Origin of the sequence: Paenibacillus rhizolycopersici (assembly GCF_014947195.2) — a bacterium.
GTDB classification, from domain to species: domain Bacteria; phylum Bacillota; class Bacilli; order Paenibacillales; family Paenibacillaceae; genus Fontibacillus; species Fontibacillus rhizolycopersici.
Window position 1 is genome coordinate 25,045 of the sequence record NZ_JADCNN020000009.1, and the last position, 19,688, is coordinate 44,732.

Annotated in this window: 15 protein-coding genes; 11 read left to right on the top strand and 4 right to left on the bottom strand. The window is 48.7% G+C overall.

Translation table 11 applies throughout. The features are described 5' to 3' along the window. Positions 1-38: 38 nt before the first annotated feature. Complete coding sequence (locus IM700_RS11530; protein ID WP_155605997.1) at positions 39-434, bottom strand: MerR family transcriptional regulator; 396 nt, start codon at positions 432-434, stop codon at positions 39-41. 108 nt (positions 435-542) lie between these two features. On the opposite strand from IM700_RS11530, the gene IM700_RS11535 reads away from it, so the two are divergent. Both IM700_RS11535 and IM700_RS11540 read left to right on the top strand, forming a co-directional pair. Beyond that, on the top strand, positions 543-1,307 hold the full coding sequence (locus IM700_RS11535; protein ID WP_193416272.1) for an SDR family NAD(P)-dependent oxidoreductase: 765 nt from the start codon (positions 543-545) through the stop codon (positions 1,305-1,307). A 104-nt stretch (positions 1,308-1,411) separates the two neighbouring features. Then, positions 1,412-3,106 carry a M3 family oligoendopeptidase gene (locus IM700_RS11540; RefSeq protein WP_193416271.1) on the top strand — a complete coding sequence of 565 codons (1,695 nt, stop codon included), beginning with the start codon at positions 1,412-1,414 and terminating at the stop codon, positions 3,104-3,106. A gap of 32 nt (positions 3,107-3,138) precedes the next feature. Here the strand turns inward: IM700_RS11540 and IM700_RS11545 are convergent, their stop codons facing one another. Beyond that, a complete protein-coding gene (locus tag IM700_RS11545; RefSeq protein WP_336244895.1) occupies positions 3,139-4,449 on the bottom strand; it encodes an MFS transporter in 1,311 nt (436 codons plus the stop codon). Positions 4,450-4,554: 105 nt separating this feature from the next. Continuing rightward, entirely contained in the window at positions 4,555-4,725 is a 171-nt protein-coding gene (locus IM700_RS11550) for a hypothetical protein (protein ID WP_167521196.1), read from the bottom strand. Between the two features lie 247 nt (positions 4,726-4,972). Between IM700_RS11550 and IM700_RS11555 the strand changes: the two genes are divergently transcribed. From IM700_RS11555 to IM700_RS11570, 4 genes are all read left to right on the top strand, one after another. Beyond that, complete coding sequence (locus IM700_RS11555) at positions 4,973-5,992, top strand: DUF2804 domain-containing protein (RefSeq protein WP_193416269.1); 1,020 nt, start codon at positions 4,973-4,975, stop codon at positions 5,990-5,992. 50 nt (positions 5,993-6,042) lie between these two features. After that, on the top strand, positions 6,043-7,023 hold the full coding sequence (locus IM700_RS11560; RefSeq protein ID WP_193416268.1) for an aldo/keto reductase: 981 nt from the start codon (positions 6,043-6,045) through the stop codon (positions 7,021-7,023). Between the two features lie 195 nt (positions 7,024-7,218). After that, positions 7,219-9,837 carry a phosphoenolpyruvate synthase gene (ppsA, locus tag IM700_RS11565; RefSeq protein WP_193416267.1) on the top strand — a complete coding sequence of 873 codons (2,619 nt, stop codon included), beginning with the start codon at positions 7,219-7,221 and terminating at the stop codon, positions 9,835-9,837. Between the two features lie 252 nt (positions 9,838-10,089). Further along, positions 10,090-11,112, top strand: coding sequence for a stalk domain-containing protein (locus tag IM700_RS11570; protein WP_193416266.1), 1,023 nt, complete (start codon positions 10,090-10,092; stop codon positions 11,110-11,112). A gap of 122 nt (positions 11,113-11,234) precedes the next feature. Here IM700_RS11570 and IM700_RS11575 read toward each other — a convergent pair whose 3' ends face one another. After that, positions 11,235-12,410, bottom strand: coding sequence for a serine hydrolase domain-containing protein (locus tag IM700_RS11575; protein ID WP_193416265.1), 1,176 nt, complete (start codon positions 12,408-12,410; stop codon positions 11,235-11,237). Between the two features lie 223 nt (positions 12,411-12,633). Between IM700_RS11575 and katG the strand changes: the two genes are divergently transcribed. The 5 genes from katG to IM700_RS11600 all read left to right on the top strand — a co-directional run bounded on the left by katG (position 12,634) and on the right by IM700_RS11600 (position 19,577). Continuing rightward, complete coding sequence (katG, locus tag IM700_RS11580; RefSeq protein ID WP_193416264.1) at positions 12,634-14,823, top strand: catalase/peroxidase HPI; 2,190 nt, start codon at positions 12,634-12,636, stop codon at positions 14,821-14,823. Between the two features lie 130 nt (positions 14,824-14,953). Next, entirely contained in the window at positions 14,954-15,853 is a 900-nt protein-coding gene (locus tag IM700_RS11585; protein ID WP_193416263.1) for a ChbG/HpnK family deacetylase, read from the top strand. A 91-nt stretch (positions 15,854-15,944) separates the two neighbouring features. After that, positions 15,945-18,206 (top strand): glycoside hydrolase family 3 N-terminal domain-containing protein, encoded by a 2,262-nt coding sequence (locus IM700_RS11590; RefSeq protein WP_193416262.1) that lies wholly within the window; start codon positions 15,945-15,947, stop codon positions 18,204-18,206. Between the two features lie 143 nt (positions 18,207-18,349). Continuing rightward, positions 18,350-18,682: a winged helix-turn-helix transcriptional regulator gene (locus tag IM700_RS11595; protein ID WP_193416261.1), complete on the top strand. Its 333-nt coding sequence runs from the start codon at positions 18,350-18,352 to the stop codon at positions 18,680-18,682. A 169-nt stretch (positions 18,683-18,851) separates the two neighbouring features. Beyond that, positions 18,852-19,577 carry an NAD(P)-dependent oxidoreductase gene (locus IM700_RS11600; RefSeq protein WP_193416260.1) on the top strand — a complete coding sequence of 242 codons (726 nt, stop codon included), beginning with the start codon at positions 18,852-18,854 and terminating at the stop codon, positions 19,575-19,577. Positions 19,578-19,688: the final 111 nt, after the last annotated feature.

A 19,688-nucleotide genomic window follows, 5' to 3' on the forward strand; every position in this document is an offset into this window, starting at 1 on the left:
CCTAGAAAATCTAGAACGCGCGGGTTTAGGCGCGTTTTTTATTTTGTCTCGCTGAAATTCCCATACCTTTGTTCGGCCAGCACAGGATCATTGTAAACGGCGATTTTCGAATCGATCAGATCCAAATTTTGTTGCAACGCATCCATCTGCTTGAGGACCTGCAAACGATGATCCGCCAACATGGCTTTCCGTTCCTCCAGCGTTTCCATTCCTTTGGCACACCAATCCGCGTATTGTTTGATTTCTTTGATGGGCATTCCCGTATCCTTCAAACAACAGATCATGGCCAACCAGTCGAGATCCTTCTCCATAAATATCCGGTTGCCGGAGGGTTCCCGACCGATAAAAGGCAGTAGTCCTTCCTTATCATAGTAACGCAGGGTATGCGCAGTTAAGCCGAACTTTGCCGCAACTTCTTGAATGGAATATTTCATATTCTCCCCCTTGACTTAGAGTTAACTCGAAGCAATATACTCACTATAGTCCACAGCATCTCACAGATCAAGTGGCGAATTACGACGAAGAGGAGAAGTGATCGAAAGATGAAACCCATGAAGAAAATTGCGCTGGTAACCGGCGGCAGCCGTGGTCTTGGCAGAAATAGCGCACTGGCGTTCGCACGTAAAGGAATAGACGTGATTGTGACGTATCATACCCGGAAGGAGGAAGCGGAGAAGGTCGTTCAAGAAATCGAAGCCTTTGGGCAAAAGGGGGCCATGCTGCAGTTGGATACCGGTAAAGTCTCCTCGTTTGATGTTTTCGTTTCGCAGCTGACGGACATTCTGAACGAAGGATGGAACCGCGATACCTTTGATATCCTGGTGAATAATGCGGGATTCGGGATCCATGTTCCGATTGCGGAAACGACGGAGGAACAGTTCGACAGCCTGATGAATGTTCAGTTTAAAGGGGTCTTCTTCCTCTCGCAGAAGCTGTACCCTTTGATCGCCGACCATGGCCGTGTCGTTAATCTTTCCACGGGTCTGACCCGCTTTGTCATCGAAGGGTTCGGGGCCTATTCGGCAATGAAAGGCGCTATCGAGGTATTAACGAGATATATGGCAAAAGAATGGGGCAAGCGGGGGATTCGTGTCAACGTGATCGCTCCGGGGGCTATCGCTACGGATTTCGGTGGGGGATCCGTCCGGGATAATGAGCAGATGCGAGGGTTTATCGCAAATAATATTGCCCTCGGCAGAGTAGGCGAGGCCGACGATATTGGAGGCGTTATCGCTTCCCTTTGCACGGAGGAGTTCGGCTGGGTCAACGGGACGCGACTCGAGGTATCAGGCGGTCAGATGCTCTAAACGCCGGTACGGGTTTGCACTCCCAAAAGAGGATTAGTATAATGTTCGTAATCTAGCAACATGGGGCGACGAATACGATTCTCTTGAAAGGGCAGGTGCATGCCATGAAGTTTAGCGAATACCGCTATGAACGCCCAGATGTCCAAGTTTTTAGGCAGAGATTCAAGGAGCTACTTGACGCGTTTGCAGCGGCAGATACTTATGAAGAGCAGGGCCGGATCATGAGAGAAATCAATCAACTGCGGAGTGGCTTTGACTCGATGCAGGAGATCGCCAGCGCCCGGCATACCATCGACACCAACGACGAATTTTATCAGGCGGAGCAGGACTTCTACGATGAGAACAACCCGATTGTGCAAGAATTCATTTCGGACTACTACCGGGCGTTGATTGGCTCAAAATTCCGCGCGGAGTTGGAGCAGCAATGGGGACGTCAACTGTTCCAGATCGCCGAGCTTTCGTTGAAGACGTTCAGCCCCGAAGTGATTGAGGATTTACAGCGGGAGAACAGACTGACGACCGAATACGCCAAGCTGATTGCCTCTGCGAGAATCCCGTTTGAAGGCGAGGAGCGTAATTTATCCCAGTTGGTCCCCTTTCAGCAATCGACGGATCGGGAGATTCGCAAGCGTGCGGCTGAAGCGGCGTATGGTTTCTTAGCCGAGCATGAGGACGAACTTGATCGCATTTACGATGAGTTGGTCCAAGTGCGAACGAAGATCGCCAAGAAGCTTGGATATCGCAACTTCGTTGAACTTGGTTATGCCCGGTTGTCACGCACGGATTATGATGCTGAGAAGGTAGCAAACTTCCGGAACCAAGTGCAGAAGCATATTGTGCCTGTTGCCACAAAGCTGAAGGAGCGGCAAAAGAACCGGATCGATGTGGAGCAACTGCTGTATTACGACGAGAGTTTTTCCTTCAAGTCGGGAAACGCGACCCCAAAGGGCGACCCCGAGTGGATCGTGAAGAACGGGGCGAAGATGTATACGGAACTGTCTTCCGAGACGGATGAATTTTTTAGTTTTATGACGGAAAATGAACTGATGGATCTTGTCGCCAAACCAGGCAAACGGAGTGGTGGGTACTGCACTTTCATTAGCGAATACAAAGCGCCGTTTATTTTCTCGAATTTTAACGGCACGTCCGGCGATATCGATGTGTTGACGCATGAAGCTGGGCATGCTTTTCAGATGTATGAAAGCCGGGGGTTTGAGGTTCCGGAGTATCAATTCCCAACGCTTGAAGCCTGTGAGATCCACTCCATGAGCATGGAGTTCTTCACCTGGCCGTGGATGGATTTGTTCTTTGAAGAACAAGCCGATAAATACCGATTTGATCATTTAGCCAGCGCACTCATTTTTATTCCTTACGGCGTGGCGGTCGATGAATTCCAGCATTATGTCTATGAACATCCGGAGGCTACGCCTGCGGAACGCAAGCAAACTTGGCGGGAGATCGAGCGCAAATATGTGCCTTACCGGAACTATGCGGATAACGATTATTTGGAACGAGGCGGATTCTGGCACAGGCAAGGTCATATTTTCAACTCACCGTTCTATTATATCGATTATACGCTGGCGCAAATTTGTGCGTTTCAGTTCTGGAAAAAGATGCACGAGGACCGCGAAGCGGCATGGGCCGATTACCTGCTCTTATGCAGACAGGGGGGGAGTCGCTCCTTCACGGATTTGGTGGGGATTGCCGGCTTAATTTCACCGTTTGAAAATGGCTGTGTCACTTCGGTTATTGGAACCATCGAAGCATGGTTGAATCGGGTTGATGATACCGTGCTCTAAAAGAGCGACAGGATTAAGACGTTTGCATGAGATTACATTTGCAAACGTCTTTTTTCTATGGATTTCTTCTCGCCTGGCTTCTTGGTATTCCCCCGGAACATGAAATAGTACAGGAGTGAGGCAGCTGTATATAAGCAACCGGTCATGCTAAAGGTAATGGCGTAACCCCAATACGTTCCGTAGGCGGTGACCAAATACGATTGAACGGGACCCATTGTGGCCCAGCCTAACATGAACGCCGTTTGGGTCAGCGAATTAGCGATACCTCTCCGCTTGTCGGCTACGCGATCGATCATGATGGCGGATTGGATCGGATTGGCGGCATTCATCAACGCCTGCCGGAACAGGAAGCTTACGGCGGCTATGGCGAATCCATTCGTAAATCCGGTGAGCAGCAGGAACGGCAGGGATAACATTTGAAAGAGAACAACGGCTTTAACTTGTCCCACCCGACTCGCCAAGGATGGGCCAATCAGCATGGAGAAGATCGTCATGACCTGACCCAGCGAGATTAACAGACTCATCAATGACAAGGAAACGGAGAATCGATTCGTGAAGTAGAGATTTAGATAGGGTACCACGAGGCCCGAGCCTAAACCGATGAGCAGCTGTGCAGCAACGAAACGGGCAATGATCCGGAAATCGGCGGCATCGGCGCTCGTGATATGAGCGGGAAGGGAAGCCTCCGGCTCCAAAGGCGCTTGGTCATCCGTCTTTGGTTTCAAGCTCGAAGCCTTGCGTTCGCGCACGAACAACATCGGTATAAAGGCGGCCAAGGTTGCGGCTCCACCGATGACCAATACGGTTCTTAAGCTAAGCAAGTTTTCGAAGCCGAGAGACTTAAGGACATCAGCGAACACGCCGCCGCCTAAGCTGCCAATCACTTGTGAAGCAAGGCCTAGGGAGGAGAAATAACTGAACATTTTGAGCCGGTTCGCGGGGGTGACATTTTCGGCCAAAAACGGGATTGAGATGACTTGAAAGAAAGAAGCAAATAGGCCGGTAAACACGGCAAACCCAAGCAACGCGGTGTCTCCGGAGGAGAAAGAGCGAAGAATGAAAGCGACGCCGCTAAGCAAAGCGCCTAATACGAGGATTTTTTTGCGGCTTGTTCGGTCACCCCAGATGCCGATCGGTACGAACATCAGAGCCGTAGCAAAGGACTGAATGCTGACAACGCGTCCGTTCATAGCGTCATCGTAACCCAGTCCTTGTATATATAAATTATAGAGCACTCCAAACATGCCAGTGCCGATTTGATAGAGGATGTTCGCCAAGAAAAATAATTTGATATTTCTGGACCATCCCTGCATCTCCTGGTTTAAAGCTCGTAAATAACCCACTTGGTTCATCCTCCGGTTGCTTGTTGTCAGCTAAAAGTTAATTCTAGCACTTTACTACAAGCGAAGGAAGAGGCGAGCGCGCGGTAAAATAGGAGAAGCAGAGACCTATTTGGTCTCTGACTTGGATGCTTTGGCTGGACGTTTGGCCTTCTGTTTGACCCGCTGATCGATTCCGGCTTCGCCTTGAATTTCGGCCGCGGCTTCCATCTGTTGGTTTAATTGCTTTTCAATCTGGCCAATGCCATGGGCCCCTTGATGATTTCTGCTAGATGCCATCGCTGTTGTAGTACCTCCCTAATTCGTGTGTGGAGTGTCGGTTTCAGACTTTACGATACGTCAGAACGTGCTCAAATATGCACCGCAATAAATCGATGGTGTTATTTACCGATTCCCGCTAAGATTAAATTAACATCTTTGAGACGGGTTGGAGGGCATGGTCCTACTATGTTTCTGATTCTAGTGTCAGTGTCCTCCGTAGTCCTCATTCTAACGCAGAACCATTCTTTAAATGGGAGGGGTAGCCATGCAGCAAAATTGGATCCGTACGCCAGGGGATCTGCTAGATTCCAATGGGGTGTTGATACAGAAGGGATACTCGACAGAGGCCATTCTGACTTATAACCGGGACAGTATTAAGGCACGGCCTTGGCGAATCAAAGAGTGGGATTTCTATCAAGTCTCTAATAACGATTTCTGCCTGCAACTGACGATCGGGCATGTCTCCTATGCAGGGAGTGTTTCCGTTAAACTATTTGAATTTGCGACCGGCAGACATTATGAAGTGACTCAAATGCTGGTCCTGCCGTTCAACTCGTTACGCATGCCGTTATCGGCAGACGAAGGTGATTTAACGGTTGACCGAAAGAATATGTTCATGCAATTTCAGGTGTTCGAAGGCGGCAGGAAGCTCATTTGCCGTGCAACGGGGAAACAGCTACCTAAGATGGAGCTCGAAATCGAACTATCCCAACCCGACAAGACGTCGATCGTTATGGCTACTCCATTTGATGAAGATCCGTCCCACTTTTATTACAATCATAAAATAAACAGTATGCCTGCTAGCGGCTTCGTGCGTGCTGATGGACGGGAATATCGGTTTGAGCCGGAATCCGCCTTTGGTTTGCTGGACTGGGGTCGCGGCGTATGGCCCTTCTCGCATGAATGGTTTTGGGGAAACGGGAGTTGCTATATCGAAGGGAAACGGTTCGGATTCAATATTGGGCATGGATTTGGCAACACCTCAAACGCAACGGAAAATATCCTTTTCTATGATGGTACCCCTCACAAATTGGGTCAGGTTCACTATAATTTGTCAGCGGGAGGGTACATGTCCCGAAAACAAATTACGAGCGAGGACGGTAGATTTGAGATGGAGTTCATGCCGATCTATGATCAGCAAACCGCCACCAAACTGTTATTTATCGACAACAAATGCCACCAGTTGTTTGGTACGTTTCATGGGAAAGCTGTGTTGGATGACGGGAAGGTCCTCGAGATCAACAACATGGTTGCTTTTATCGAGCATGCTGTGAATCATTGGTGAGAGAAGCAGGGGGTATACTATAAATATCTTGAAAGTCGGAGGATTTCGATATGGAATATGTGAAATTCGGAAATACCGGATTGGACGTCTCCCGAATTTGTCTGGGGTGCATGAGCTTCGGTGAAGTGGTACCCGGCTGGCATTCCTGGGTGCTTGATGAGGAGAAGAGTCGTTCGATCATCAGAAGAGCGCTTGATCTCGGCATCAACTTCTTTGACACGGCCAATGTCTATGCAGGGGGGACGAGTGAACAGATCACGGGACGGATTCTCAAGGAGTTTGCGAATCGAGATGAAATCGTGCTCGCCACGAAAGTGTGGGGACGTATGCATTCAGGTCCGAATGGAGCGGGGTTATCCCGGAAAGCAATATTAAGCGAAATCGACAAAAGCCTAAAACGGCTGGAGACCGATTACGTGGACCTGTATATCATTCATCGCTGGGATTACGATACGCCCATCGAGGAAACGATGGAAGCTTTACATGAGGTAGTGAAGTCGGGAAAAGCCAGGTATATCGGCGCTTCCGCTATGTACGCTTGGCAATTCCAGAAGGCGCAGCACATCGCGGAGAAAAACGGCTGGACACGGTTCATCTCCATGCAAAATCATCTCAATTTGATTTACCGGGAAGAGGAGAGGGAGATGATGCCGCTATGCAAAGACCAAAACATCGCGGTAACTCCTTACAGCCCGCTAGCCTCCGGTCGATTGATTCGCGATAGTTCGGTAACAACCCCTCGATCCGAAACCGACGCGATTCAAAAATCCAAGTACGATCCGACCGCAGAAGCAGACCGCTTCATCATTGAGCGAGTAGCGAATCTGGCGACGAAGCATGGCGTACCCCGTGCACATATCGCGCTGGCTTGGTTGCTGCAGAAAGATCAAGTCGCTGCACCTATCGTTGGAGCTACGAAAATTTCGCACCTAGAAGATGCTGTCGGGTCATTATCAGTTAATCTAAGTGCAGAGGAAATCACTTATCTGGAAGAGCCGTATGTTCCGCATCCTGTAGTGGGGGCGGAGTAAATACAATGCGAAAAAGGAACCCATGAATAATCGGGGTTCCTTTGTTTATTGCATAGCAGAAAAAACGATGTTATAATCGGAGGACGACTGTCACCACTATAAACAAGGCGTAATTATCCATTTTACAATTTAATCTTATCATGCAGTCGAAATCTTGTCAAACGTTTTTTTAAATGAATCGAAGGAGAGATGCTCGTGAAATCATTGGTTATTGGGCTACGGGAGTTGGACCAAGCGCAGCTATCGCATGTCGGCGGAAAAGGAATGAATCTGTCCAAATTGTCTACGATTGATGGAATTCACGTCCCTGACGGCTTTATTGTAACAACCGCAGCTTTTCAACAAGCCGTCGAATCTAACGAAACCTACCGTGGTTTATTAGATCAGCTGATGCAGCTTCAAACTGAGGATCTTAAACAACTCGGCGAAATCAGTCGTCAGATTCGTCAGATCCTGATGGAAGTCGCGATTCCTCCAGAACTAGCAGAAGCGGTGTATCGCCATCTCTCCCGGTTTGATGAAGCTCAGGCTTATGCCGTACGTTCCAGTGCAACGGCTGAAGATTTGCCGCAGGCTTCTTTCGCCGGTCAACAAGACAGTTATTTGAATGTTATAGGTTATGAGTCCGTCCTGGAGCATTTACGCAAATGTTGGGCTTCCCTCTACACGGATCGCGCAGTGATGTACCGGCTGCGGAATGGATTTCATCACGGTCACATTTCCATATCCGTGATCATTCAAAAGATGGTGTTCCCGCAAGCCTCCGGGATTTTATTTACGGCGGATCCGGTTAATTCCAACCGAAAGGTACTCACCATCGATGCCGGCTTCGGATTGGGAGAGGCCTTGGTTTCCGGCCTGGTGTCTGCAGATGGTTATAAAGTAAAGGAAGGAAAGATCATCGAGAAGCGGATCGCAGCAAAAACCTTGGCGGTTTATGGCCGAAAGGATGGCGGTACAGAGACGAAATCCATTGATCCCGATCAGCAAGAGGCTCAGGTCCTCACGGAGGAGCAAATCTTACGCCTAGATCGGATTGGTAGACGGATCGAAGCCTTCTTTGGCCAGCCTCAAGACATCGAATGGTGTTTGTCGGAGGATACGTTTTATATCGTCCAGAGCCGTCCGATCACGACGCTATTCCCGATCCCCGAACAATCGGATCAGGGGAATCACGTCTATATTTCTGTCGGACATCAGCAGATGATGACCGACCCCATGAAGCCGTTGGGTCTGTCATTCTATTTACTAACGACTCCGGCACCGATGCGTACAGCAGGCGGTAGGCTGTTTGTCGATGTGGCGCCTATGCTTGCTTCGCCGGACAGCAGGCAAATGCTACTCGACACCATTGGAGATTCAGAACCGCTGATGAAGGATGCGTTAATGACCGTAGTTGAACGAGGCGACTTCATTCCATCGATCCCTCCTGATCAGGATGGATCGAACTCCGGAAAGAGAACGCCCCTGCCGGGGACGGATGATCGGTTCGGGATCGACGAGACCGATCCAAGCCTCGTATCGAATTTGATCAAACGGAGCCAAGCGTCGATTGAAGTGTTAAAACAAAACATCCGTGAGAAGTCGGGAATGGAAATGATGAATTTCATCCAGGAAGACCTCGCGGAATTAAAGAAAATTTTGTTTGATCCGCAAAGCTCGGCGGTGATTATGGCCAGTATGAATGCATCCAAATGGATGAACGACAAAATGAATGAGTGGCTAGGAGAAAAAAACGCTGCAGATTATATCTCGCAATCCGTGCCAGGCAATATTACTTCGGAAATGGGCCTTGCGCTTATGGATGTCGCTGACGCAATTCGTCCCTATCCGGAGATCATCGCTTATTTGGAGCAAGCAGAAGACGACGCTCGTTTCTTGGATGAACTCTTAAGGTTCGAGGGAGGGGCGGATGTACGTGAGGCTTTCCACGATTTTCTTAGCAAATATGGGATGCGATGCCCTGGAGAGATCGATATGACGAGAACGCGTTGGATCGAATGCCCGAACATGCTGGTGCCGGTGATTCTGGGCAACATCAGAAATTTCGAACCTCATGCCAACCGGCGGAAATTTGAGCAGGGACGTCAAGTCGCTTTGAACAAAGAACAAGAGCTTTTGGAACGTCTGAGACAATTGCCGGATGGAGAACAGAAAGCCATCGAAACCAAACGAATGATCGACCTCATCCGGAATTTCTCGGGTTATCGGGAGTATCCGAAATACGGCATGATCTATCGCTACTTTATATATAAGCAAGCCTTGTTGAAAGAAGGCGAACGACTTGCGCAAGCGGGGGTCATTTCAGACCCGGAAGACATCTACTACCTCTCGTTCGAAGAACTTCGAGAGACCGTACGGACGAACCGATTGGATGAACAGATGGTCTCCAAACGAAAAGAAGATTACAAACTCTATGATAAACTCATTCCCCCTCGTGTAATGACGTCAGATGGCGAAATCATTCGGGGAAAGTATCAAAGAGAGAATCTCCCCGCCGACGCGATTGTTGGCCTTGCGGTTTCTTCGGGCGTGGTCGAGGGACGCGCACGCATCATCACGAAAATGGAAGATGCCGTGCTGGAAGAGGGGGATATCCTAGTCACCCCATTTACCGATCCTAGCTGGACGCCCCTGTTTGTATCGCTTCGAGGATTAGTCACCGAGGTAGGCGGCCTGATGACCCATGGCTCCGTGATTGCGAGAGAATATGGCCTTCCTGCCGTCGTCGGCGTGGAAAATGCGACACGGCGGATTAAAGACGGGCAACGCATTCGCGTGAATGGCACGGAGGGGTATATAGAGTTGATCTGATCGCCCGATTGCTGAAGGAAAAGCCCATCCTGGCGTGCATATCCAAGAAGGTTGCTAAACAATACCATAAGTCAGTAACTAAGGACAAAAATAACATTATCCTATTTTATTACATGATAATGTTATTTTTGTCTCCATATTTTCTACATAATTCGTCATTTATTTTCCGGTTTGAATCAAGGTTCATTGACTACACAAAAGAGATAGGGATAATATGGAAGCAGTTTTTAATAAATTGCGGGAGGTAGTTTAATGAAAAGAAAAATGAAGGTCTCTTTCGCTCTATTGCTCCCAGTCCTCATGTTGGTATTCGCCTCATTACCTGCATTCGCTTCAGACGTTCCTGCGGACAAGTACGCTTATTCTTTGTCCGGAGAAGTAGGGACGCAGTCAACCCGAATTGAACTTGAAGAGTTTGATGATAACCAAAATTTCAGAAATATTCTTGCGGAGAAAAACTACAAAATCGTTCTCGTCAAGGATGGAGCTGAAATCAAATTCACCCCCAAGGAGAAAATGCCCGCTGTAGTAAGTTATTATACGGTGGATGGTGCTTATGGCGGCGCTCTGTTCTGGACGATTGACGGTTCAGAGGAAGCTGTGAATGAAATTGGCGCCAACCAAACCGCAAGTACCACCCTACATAAAAATTATGGCGGCTTTACGGGTGGTCTTTATTTTGTGCTTGAAATCGGGAAGGGTGATCAAAGCACGAAAATCATTTACTGGGTTTCCGATGGTTCGGCACCCGAAACGACGAAAACGGAACAACCGAGCTCGACTTCTTCTTCCGATACAACTTCCGGATCGAATCAGCCGTCAGAGAAACCCGCCGCTAAACCTGTGCAAACGGCGGTAGTAACCGCAACGGCTTCCGTTTCTAAGGTTTTAGTTGACGGAAAACAGGTGCCGTTTGAAGCCTACAATATTAACAACAACACGTATTTTAAACTGCGTGATATTGCGAAGGCTGTGGACGGAACCGACAAGACCTTTGAAGTTGGCTGGAACAGCGAGCATAATGCCATTAACCTGATTTCTGGCGAAGCGTATACTGCTCAAGGCGGGGAGCTTGCGGTATCTGCCCATCCACAAGCGAAGAAGGCGACCTTATCTACTTCAAAAGTGTACCTTGACGATGAGGAAGTTAAGCTTACCGCTTACACCATTGGAGGAAACAACTACTTTAAGCTTCGCGATATTGCAGAAGCGCTGGGCATCTCAATCACTTTCGATTCCAAAACCAATACGATCGGCATCGTTACCAATGAATAATTAGTGAAGTAACTTTGTAACTATCGGAGGACACCGCCAAGCAACAGAAAAGAGCACTGCCGTTGATCCGGTAGTGCTCTTTTTGTTTTTAGTTGTTTCAGACGTTGCTTAGATGAAGTTAATTAAAGGGAGCTAAACACCATATTGCGCAGCTTGCGGGTGATCGGTAAGGTGCCAGCGTCTTTCTTCTGAACCATAAATAAGAACGTCAAGCGATCTTGAGGACTGTTACAGAAGTACGCCCCAAGCCAACCGTCCCATCCATATTCGCCTTGACTGCCAATGACCCCGGCTTGTCCGGCATCGGTGAGGATACGCATCTGTTTGCCGTAACTATGTCCGCATAGGGTATGCCACGAATCGAAGCTCTTTTGCTGGGCATCGGACAAAGAAGCCAATGTCAGATATTGAACGGTTCTTGGCCGCAGAAGTTGTATGCCATACAGGCTACCTTCGTTCAGAAGCATTGTGGTAAATTTTGCAGCATCTTCGATGGTGGAGGCAAGTCCCGCGCCACCCGATTCGAAGGCGGGCTTGCGATCCATTTCATGGATGATGCCAAGATGGTTATCCTTATAGAGCTTTAACCCGCCTTCACCGTTATCCTGATAGGTATGAACCAGGCGGTTTCTGCTCTCTTCAGGCAGCCAGAAGCCCGTGTCATTCATCTCGAGGGGTTCAAAGATTTCCTTCTTCAAAAAATCTCCGTAACGCATGCCGCTCACTGCTTCCACGATTGCACCAAGCACATCAGCCGACGTCCCGTAAGCCCAAGATGATCCGGGCTCGAAGGCAAGGGGCCCCTGGCCCAGGCGATTCGCGAATTCCGTCGTACTCATGGGATCTTGTCCAAACAACCGGATTTCGAGCTCTTGAAACAAAGCCTGCGTGTGCTGACCGGTTTGGTTGGGGCCATCATAGATCAGTCCTGAGGTCATGTTCAGCAGATCATGAAGGTTGACTTCCCGGGTGGCAGGGATCAGTTCATCATTTTTCTCAACTCGTTGATTCTTAAAACCGGGAAGATAAGCGCTCACAGGATCAAATAGATCGATCTTTCCTCCTTCGAGAAGGATCATGATCGCGGTCGCGGTAATCGGTTTTGTCATCGAATATAACCGAAATATCGAATCTCTTGAAATAGGCCGCTTCGCTTCGAGATCCGCGTAACCGTCTTCATGATATAACACTTCTTTTCCGTCCTTGATGATCATGAAGTTGGCTCCGGCAATTTCATGGTGGTCGAGGCTTGCTTTGAGAGTTGCTTTTAACTGGCTAATCGTATTGGAATCCAGCATGTCTGTTCTATCTCCCTATTGAATGGATTAATATAGGGTCTATGTTATTCGCGCAGGCTGAAAAAATCAACTACGGCAAATAGAGATCGCTCTGATCTGAATGAAGATTTAATGAATAAGTCATAAATGGTTGATTTCTCTAGTAAATTCCTTTATCAAGGAAATAGAGGGATTCATTCTGTCACACGCAGCCCCAACCATTTTAATTAAAGGAGAGGTGCTTATGGACGCAAAGGCCATGACGAATGCCGGGAAATGTCCCGTATTTCATGGAAGTGCTACCAGTCCCAGAACTAGCGGTACGACGAATAAAGACTGGTGGCCCAATCAGTTGAACTTGAATATTCTTCATCAACATGACCGCAAATCGAACCCAATGGGAGAGGACTTCGATTATGCCGAGGAATTTCAAAAGCTGGACTACTTTGCACTTAAGCAGGATCTCCGTGATCTAATGACAAACGCACAGGATTGGTGGCCTGCCGATTATGGACATTATGGGCCATTGTTTATACGAATGGCATGGCACTCTGCAGGGACTTACCGTACGGGCGACGGCCGAGGGGGGGCTGGCACCGGAACGCAACGGTTCGCCCCCCTGAACAGCTGGCCGGACAACGTGAATCTGGATAAAGCCCGCCGTTTGTTGTGGCCGATTAAACAAAAGTACGGAAATCAAATCTCCTGGGCGGATTTGCTCATTCTGACAGGGAATGTTGCGATTGAATCGATGGGCGGCAAGACGTTTGGTTTCGGCGGCGGCCGAGCGGATGTTTGGCAACCGGAAGAAGACATTTACTGGGGTGCGGAAAAGGAATGGCTTGGCGATAACCGTTACACGGGCGAGCGTGAATTAGAAAATCCGCTTGCCGCTGTACAGATGGGTCTCATTTATGTCAATCCGGAAGGTCCAAATGGAAATCCGGATCCGCTTGCCAGCGCTCGCGATATCCGTGAGACCTTCAAACGGATGGGAATGAATGATGAAGAAACCGTCGCATTGGTCGCCGGTGGCCATACGTTTGGCAAGGCTCACGGTGCAGGTGACGCCGCGCTCGTTGGCCCGGATCCGGAAGCAGCTCCGATTGAGGCTCAAGGTTTGGGCTGGAGCAGTACACATGGCACCGGCAAAGGCCGCGACACAATCGGCAGTGGGATTGAAGGCGCCTGGACCGCAAATCCAACACAGTGGGATAACGGTTTCTTTGAGCTCTTGTTCGGTTACGAATGGGAGTTGACGAAGAGTCCAGCCGGCGCTCACCAATGGGCTCCCGTAAATCCTGCTGCGGAGCATCTGGCACCGGATGCAGAGGATTCGTCAATCCGCGTTCCGACGATGATGACCACCGCGGACATGGCCTTGCGTATCGATCCGGAATACGAGAAAATTTCGCGCCGTTTTTATGAGAATCCGGATGAATTTGCTGAAGTGTTTGCGCGTGCTTGGTTCAAGCTCACGCATCGCGACATGGGTCCTCGCGCAAGATACTTAGGGCCTGAGGTTCCTGCTGAAGAGCTTATCTGGCAAGATCCCGTGCCCTCTGTAGATGATGATCTAACCGAAGCAGAAATCGCCGATCTCAAAACGAAAATCCTCGATTCGGGACTTACGATCGGCGAACTGGTCACGACGGCGTGGGCTTCCGCCAGCACTTACCGCGGCTCCGATCATCGGGGCGGCGCGAATGGCGCCCGTATTCGTCTGGCTCCACAGAAGGATTGGGAAGTGAACCAGCCCGAACAATTGACCAAAGTGTTATCCATTCTGGAAGGGATTCAGTTTGATTTCGGGAAGAATGTGAGCCTGGCCGATCTAATCGTATTGGGAGGCAGCGCTGCCGTTGAACAGGCCGCACGGGATGCCGGCTATGATGTCACGGTTCCATTTACTCCCGGACGCGGCGATGCCACGCAGGAGCAGACGGATGTAGAAAGCTTCGCCGTACTCGAGCCGGTTGCCGACGGTTTCCGTAATTACCAGAAACAACAATTTAGCGTCAGCCCGGAAGAACTCTTGCTGGACAAAGCCCAATTGTTGAATCTTTCTGCCCCGGAATTAACGGTTCTGATAGGAGGGATGCGTGTTCTGGGCACCAATTTCGGTGGTACGAAACACGGTGTATTCACCGATCGCATCGGTGTCCTTACCCATGATTTCTTCGTGAATTTGCTGGACATGAACAAGGCGTGGGAGCCCGTGGAAGACGGCCTATATCACTTGCGTGACCGCCGTTCCGGGGAAGTTGTGTTTACGGCCACCCGAGTGGATCTCGTGCTTGGCTCCAACTCCGTTCTGCGTGCGCTTGCCGAAGTATATGCTCAGGACGATAACCAGGAGAAATTCGTGCGTGATTTTGTCGCCGCATGGGTCAAGGTCATGAATGCGGATCGGTTTGACTTGAAGCACCTCTAGCTATTTACTTTCCGAAAAACAGGTGTATAATACCGATAAACTATAACTTTCATCGAAAACAAGAAGGAGCACAACGCCAAGTTGTGCTCCTTTATTTTTTTCACAATTCCAATTTGGGAGGTTGTTCAGAGTGCTCCAAGAACTAGGGTTTAGTCCAAACGATCGGGTGATTATCATCAACGCCGATGATTTAGGGGTGACGCGGTCTACGAATCAAGCCATTCTACAGATGTTTCAAAGTCATGCCATAACATCCACTTCCCTCATGGTTCCGGCAGATGCTGCTTACGAAGCTGCACAGCAATGTTCGAGGATTCATACACTGAGCGTCGGAATCCATATTACTTTAACCAGTCACAAAAGTCGCCGCTATAAACCCATCACGACTCAAGAAAAAGTGTTAAGTTTAACCGATGAACAGGGGTACTTTTATGATGAGGCATCTGATTTTGAGAAATTTGCAGACCCCGCCGAGGTGAAAATTGAAGTTGAGGCGCAAATTCAAAGGGCCATATCTTTAGGAATCGACCCCACCCATTTAGATAGCCATGCGGGGAGTGTATTAGGCCTTTATCACAATCGCGATTTTTTAGAAGTGATTTTGGAATTGTGTGTAAAGTACGCACTTCCATTTTGTTTGCCGATCCGGATTCTGGAGCACCCCAATTTTAGTTCGGAACAAAAACATCTATTTAGTCAAAGGATCCGTTTAGCTAATCAACTTGGTATCCTCTGTATCGACGATCTTGCTGGACTTGACTATCATTTTTCGAGTGACGGGGGCTATGAAGGGGCTAAGCGAGATTTAATTAATCAAATGAATGATCTGAAACCTGGGATTACACAATTCACTACACATCCGGCATTTATCTCGGATGAATTGAAAGAACTGACTCCGTATGATGAGAATCGTGAGATGGAGGTTCAGCTTTACAATGATCCAGATGTAAAGGATCAAATGAAGCGGCAGAACCTTAAATTAATCTCTTGGAAAACCATTCGTGATTTGCAGCGGAAAGGGGATTCATGATCGCCAAGTCATATCCGAAATAAGCCGTCGCGCAACAAACCATACCCAAAAGCGTCTAATTAACTAGAAAAACAACTAGAGAGGTAGTCAGATGAAGATGAAAGTAATGACGATTTTGGGTGTTGTTCTCGGTTCCATGCTCATTTCGGCAGGAAGCGCGGCTGCGGCAGAACGGTTTACCGATCTCCAGTCTGTGAAGTGGGCGTCAGACAGCATTAATTATATGGCGGAAAGAGGAACCGTTGCTGGATATGGCAAGGGGAAGTTTGCTCCTGAGAAGCAAGTCACAAGAGCGCAAGCCGTGACTTTCCTGGTACGGGAGCTCTACCCTGAACAGTTACAATCCGGTGCGGCAAGCGCGAGCTATACCGATGTGGCGACAACCCATCCCTTTTATCGTGAAATTTCCATTGCTGAGAAAAAGGGGCTGACGGGCGGGTTTCCCGACGGTACCTTCCATCCCGAAATGGCGATGAGCCGTGCAGAGACGGCTGCGTTTCTTACACGCGCGTATTCTCTTGCCGCTGGCAAGCAATCCGTTAGCTTGAGAGATGTAAATCAACATTGGGCGGCGGCGCCTATTCTCGTGATGAGCTCCAACGGGCTCATCGGCGGATATACGGATGGCACTTACAGACCAGATCGATCTGTTACACGGGCGGAGTTTTCTGTATTTCTGGCAAGGGTGATTCGATTTGAACGCGAAACTGCCATACAGGCGAAGGATTGGGATAAGCTGATCTCCTATATGACCGTCAGCGAGCAAATCGGCCAAATGCTGATGCCTGACATTAGACAATGGAATGGCCAAGTCACCACCACCGTTAATGAAGGATTGAAACGCAGCATTCATGATCAGGAGGTGGGTGGGCTTATTCTTTTTGACAAAAATATTGTCGACGCCCGTCAGGTCGTAAAACTGACTCATGATCTGCAAAACGAAGCGGGTGACATTCCTCTCTTTCTCGGTATTGACCAAGAAGGAGGCGTAATTAAGCGAATTCCTGGAGGAACGAATCTGCCGGGTCAAATGGCGCTTGGCGCAACCGGAGACGCGGCGTTGGCCGAAGCGGCCGGGAAGCTCACAGGCGAAGAGTTGAAGACGCTTGGGCTGCAAGTCAATTTTGCCCCGGTGCTTGACGTTAACAGCAATCCGGATAATCCGATCATCGGGATCCGTTCCTTTGGCTCAGATGCGGACCTGGTATCTCGGCTTGGACTTGCCACAATAAAGGGGCTGCGACAATCCGGGGTTATCGCGGCTGTGAAGCATTTTCCGGGGCATGGGGATACGACGGTAGACTCCCATCTGGGAATGCCGGTGTTGACGCATAGTCGTAATCGGCTCGATGAGGTGGAATTGAAGCCATTTTGGGCGGCGATCGAGGGTGGGGTGGAGATGGTCATGACCGCTCACATCGCTTTCCCAGCAGTCGATAATGAACACGTGACTTCACTCAAGGACGGGAGCCGTGTGCCGATTCCCGCGACTTTATCGAAGAAGGTGCTAACCGGACTTCTCCGGGAGGAACTAGGATATCAGGGGGTCATCATTTCGGATGCCTTCACGATGAATGCAATTGCGGAGCATTTTGGAGAGAACCAAGCGGTGGAACGAGCCGTCAACGCCGGTGTCGATATCATCTTGATGCCGCAGGATCCGGTGGCTACCCATCAAACGTTGGTTCAAGCGGTAAAGAGGGGGACGATTCCGTCTGAAACCATCCATAAATCGGTTAAGCGCATCCTGGAATTGAAATCGAAATATGGTTTGTTTGACCAGGAAAACAACCTTGCTCAGAAGTTAACTGCATTAACTAATGTCATCAGTTCCGAAAAGCATCGAGCCGTGGAGCGGGAAATTGCTGAACGGTCAGTCACCTTGTTGGCCAGTCGTGACGGAGCCCATCCGGATTTCATACAACTAGACGACCGGGTCGTCATTGCTGCTGCTGATCAGGAGCAGGCAGAACAACTTCAGCGACAACTAACGAGTGTTGCAAGCAACCCATCGTTAAAGCCGGAAATTACCGTGATCGGTCAAGGCAAAACATCGGATGCGCTTCAGGCGATGGAGCAAGCGGATTATGTCATTTTGGCCTCCTACCAGTTCCGTAACGTGGCCAGTCAATTCGGTTGGGCCGAGATCCAAACGATCATCGATACGCTGAATAAGCGAAATAAGCGGTACGCGCTATTATCGCTCGGCAATCCGTACGAAACGATCTATGTGCAGAACGTGCGCTCGGGCCTTGCCGTTTATGGGAAGCAGGAGCCGAATACCAACGCAGGGATTAAGGTGTTGCTTGGCCAATCGGAAGTCGGTGGCGTGTTGCCAGTTACAACGAAGTAATGGATACTTACGGATTTTTCACAAAATAATTTGTGGCCTCGTCAATATCAGTTGACGAGGTTTTTGTCTCTTTAGTAGACTTCTGATAAGTGTAATATTCGTGCAGTGCATGCACTTTAGTCAAGGTGAGGGGATGATATAACATGATCCATCAGCGTGAATGTCCAATTGAGACACTTATTCATGTTTTAGCTGGCAAATGGAAGCCCATGATTTTGTGGAATTTGATTGATTCCACAAAGCGGTTTAACGATTTAGAGAAGCTTATACCTGATGTGTCTCAAAAAATGTTATCACAACATCTCCGAGATTTGGAAGGCGAAGGCATAGTTGATAGAACGGTCTATCCTACTGTCCCTCCGAAAGTAGAATATTCCCTAAGTGAATACGGGAAAACATTGATTCCTGTCGCTGAAGTGATGTGCGCTTGGGGAGAACAACATAATCAACGGAAGTACACTGAATCAGTGTCTTAAAGCGGATCCATTGGTCATAAATTCAGGTTCCTGTTCTCCCGGCCTTCCTTTTTGCCATGCTTACTTTTAAGTAAGTACCCCACTAAATAGTGGGTTCTTACCCTAAATTTGAAGCGATGCTATGCTAAAGTTAACTCGAATTTAGGATCATGAAATGGAGGAAGGGACTATGAAAATTTTAGTTTTTGGAGCGACTGGGAATACAGGAAAAAGGGTTTTGGCTCAAGGGATACGAATGGGGTATGAAATGACCGCATTTGTGCGAAATGCTGAAAAGCTCTACGAACAATTAGGTGAGATTTCATCACAGCAAGTTAAGGTGATCGCGGACGATATTCTTGACCCTGCCATAGTTAGAGAAGCGCTCAAGCATCAAGACGCCGCTATAGTTGCAGCTGGTCATGCGGGTCAGGGAGAAGAGTTCGTTCGTATGATTGATAATATTATAAGCCAATGTGAATTCCAACCCACATTCTCTGGGCGGGTATGGATCATGGGAGGTGCCGGACTGCTGGATATTCCTTACACCGATCTGATCGGCAACAATTTGCCTGGCTTCCCGCCTGAGTATAAAAATCATAACCGGAATTTCGATCGGCTACAGCAAACAAAGCTCGATTGGTCCATTATGTGTCCGGGCACAATGATGGATTCGATAGATCATCTCAATCTGGTTCATCTGCATGTAACAACCGAAACTTTGCCAATCCCGATTCCGGAGACAATCAAGGAATTTTCCGAAGCAGAAATAGCCGGTCACTTGTTCAGCCGGCTACAAGAATTGTCTGTTGCTTATGACGATGTAGCGAAATGTATGCTGGACCATCTGAAACTTGGAGGTCTGTTTAAAGGCAAAAGAGTAGGTCTTGCCTTCAGAAGCGATTTTTCGGAGTAATGAATTCCTCGCCGTTCAATTGGCATGACTGAATAATGAATAGAATGACGGAAGAGTCGCTCATAACGAGCGGCTTTTTTTGATTCGGAGGGATTACAAGTGTGTGTTAAT

Bases quoted from the DNA above. Each gene is read 5' to 3' on its own strand.
- IM700_RS11550 (WP_167521196.1), bottom strand. From the start codon at position 4,725: ATGGCATCTAGCAGAAATCATCAAGGGGCCCATGGCATTGGCCAGATT.
- IM700_RS11575 (WP_193416265.1), bottom strand. From the start codon at position 12,410: ATGCTGGATTCCAATACGATTAGCCAGTTAAAAGCAACTCTCAAAGCA.
- IM700_RS11570 (WP_193416266.1), top strand. From the start codon at position 10,090: ATGAAAAGAAAAATGAAGGTCTCTTTCGCTCTATTGCTCCCAGTCCTC.
- IM700_RS11600 (WP_193416260.1), top strand. From the start codon at position 18,852: ATGAAAATTTTAGTTTTTGGAGCGACTGGGAATACAGGAAAAAGGGTT.
- IM700_RS11590 (WP_193416262.1), top strand. From the start codon at position 15,945: ATGAAGATGAAAGTAATGACGATTTTGGGTGTTGTTCTCGGTTCCATG.
- IM700_RS11555 (WP_193416269.1), top strand. From the start codon at position 4,973: ATGCAGCAAAATTGGATCCGTACGCCAGGGGATCTGCTAGATTCCAAT.
- IM700_RS11595 (WP_193416261.1), top strand. From the start codon at position 18,350: ATGATCCATCAGCGTGAATGTCCAATTGAGACACTTATTCATGTTTTA.
- IM700_RS11535 (WP_193416272.1), top strand. From the start codon at position 543: ATGAAACCCATGAAGAAAATTGCGCTGGTAACCGGCGGCAGCCGTGGT.
- IM700_RS11560 (WP_193416268.1), top strand. From the start codon at position 6,043: ATGGAATATGTGAAATTCGGAAATACCGGATTGGACGTCTCCCGAATT.
- IM700_RS11540 (WP_193416271.1), top strand. From the start codon at position 1,412: ATGAAGTTTAGCGAATACCGCTATGAACGCCCAGATGTCCAAGTTTTT.
- IM700_RS11530 (WP_155605997.1), bottom strand. From the start codon at position 434: ATGAAATATTCCATTCAAGAAGTTGCGGCAAAGTTCGGCTTAACTGCG.
- katG (WP_193416264.1), top strand. From the start codon at position 12,634: ATGGACGCAAAGGCCATGACGAATGCCGGGAAATGTCCCGTATTTCAT.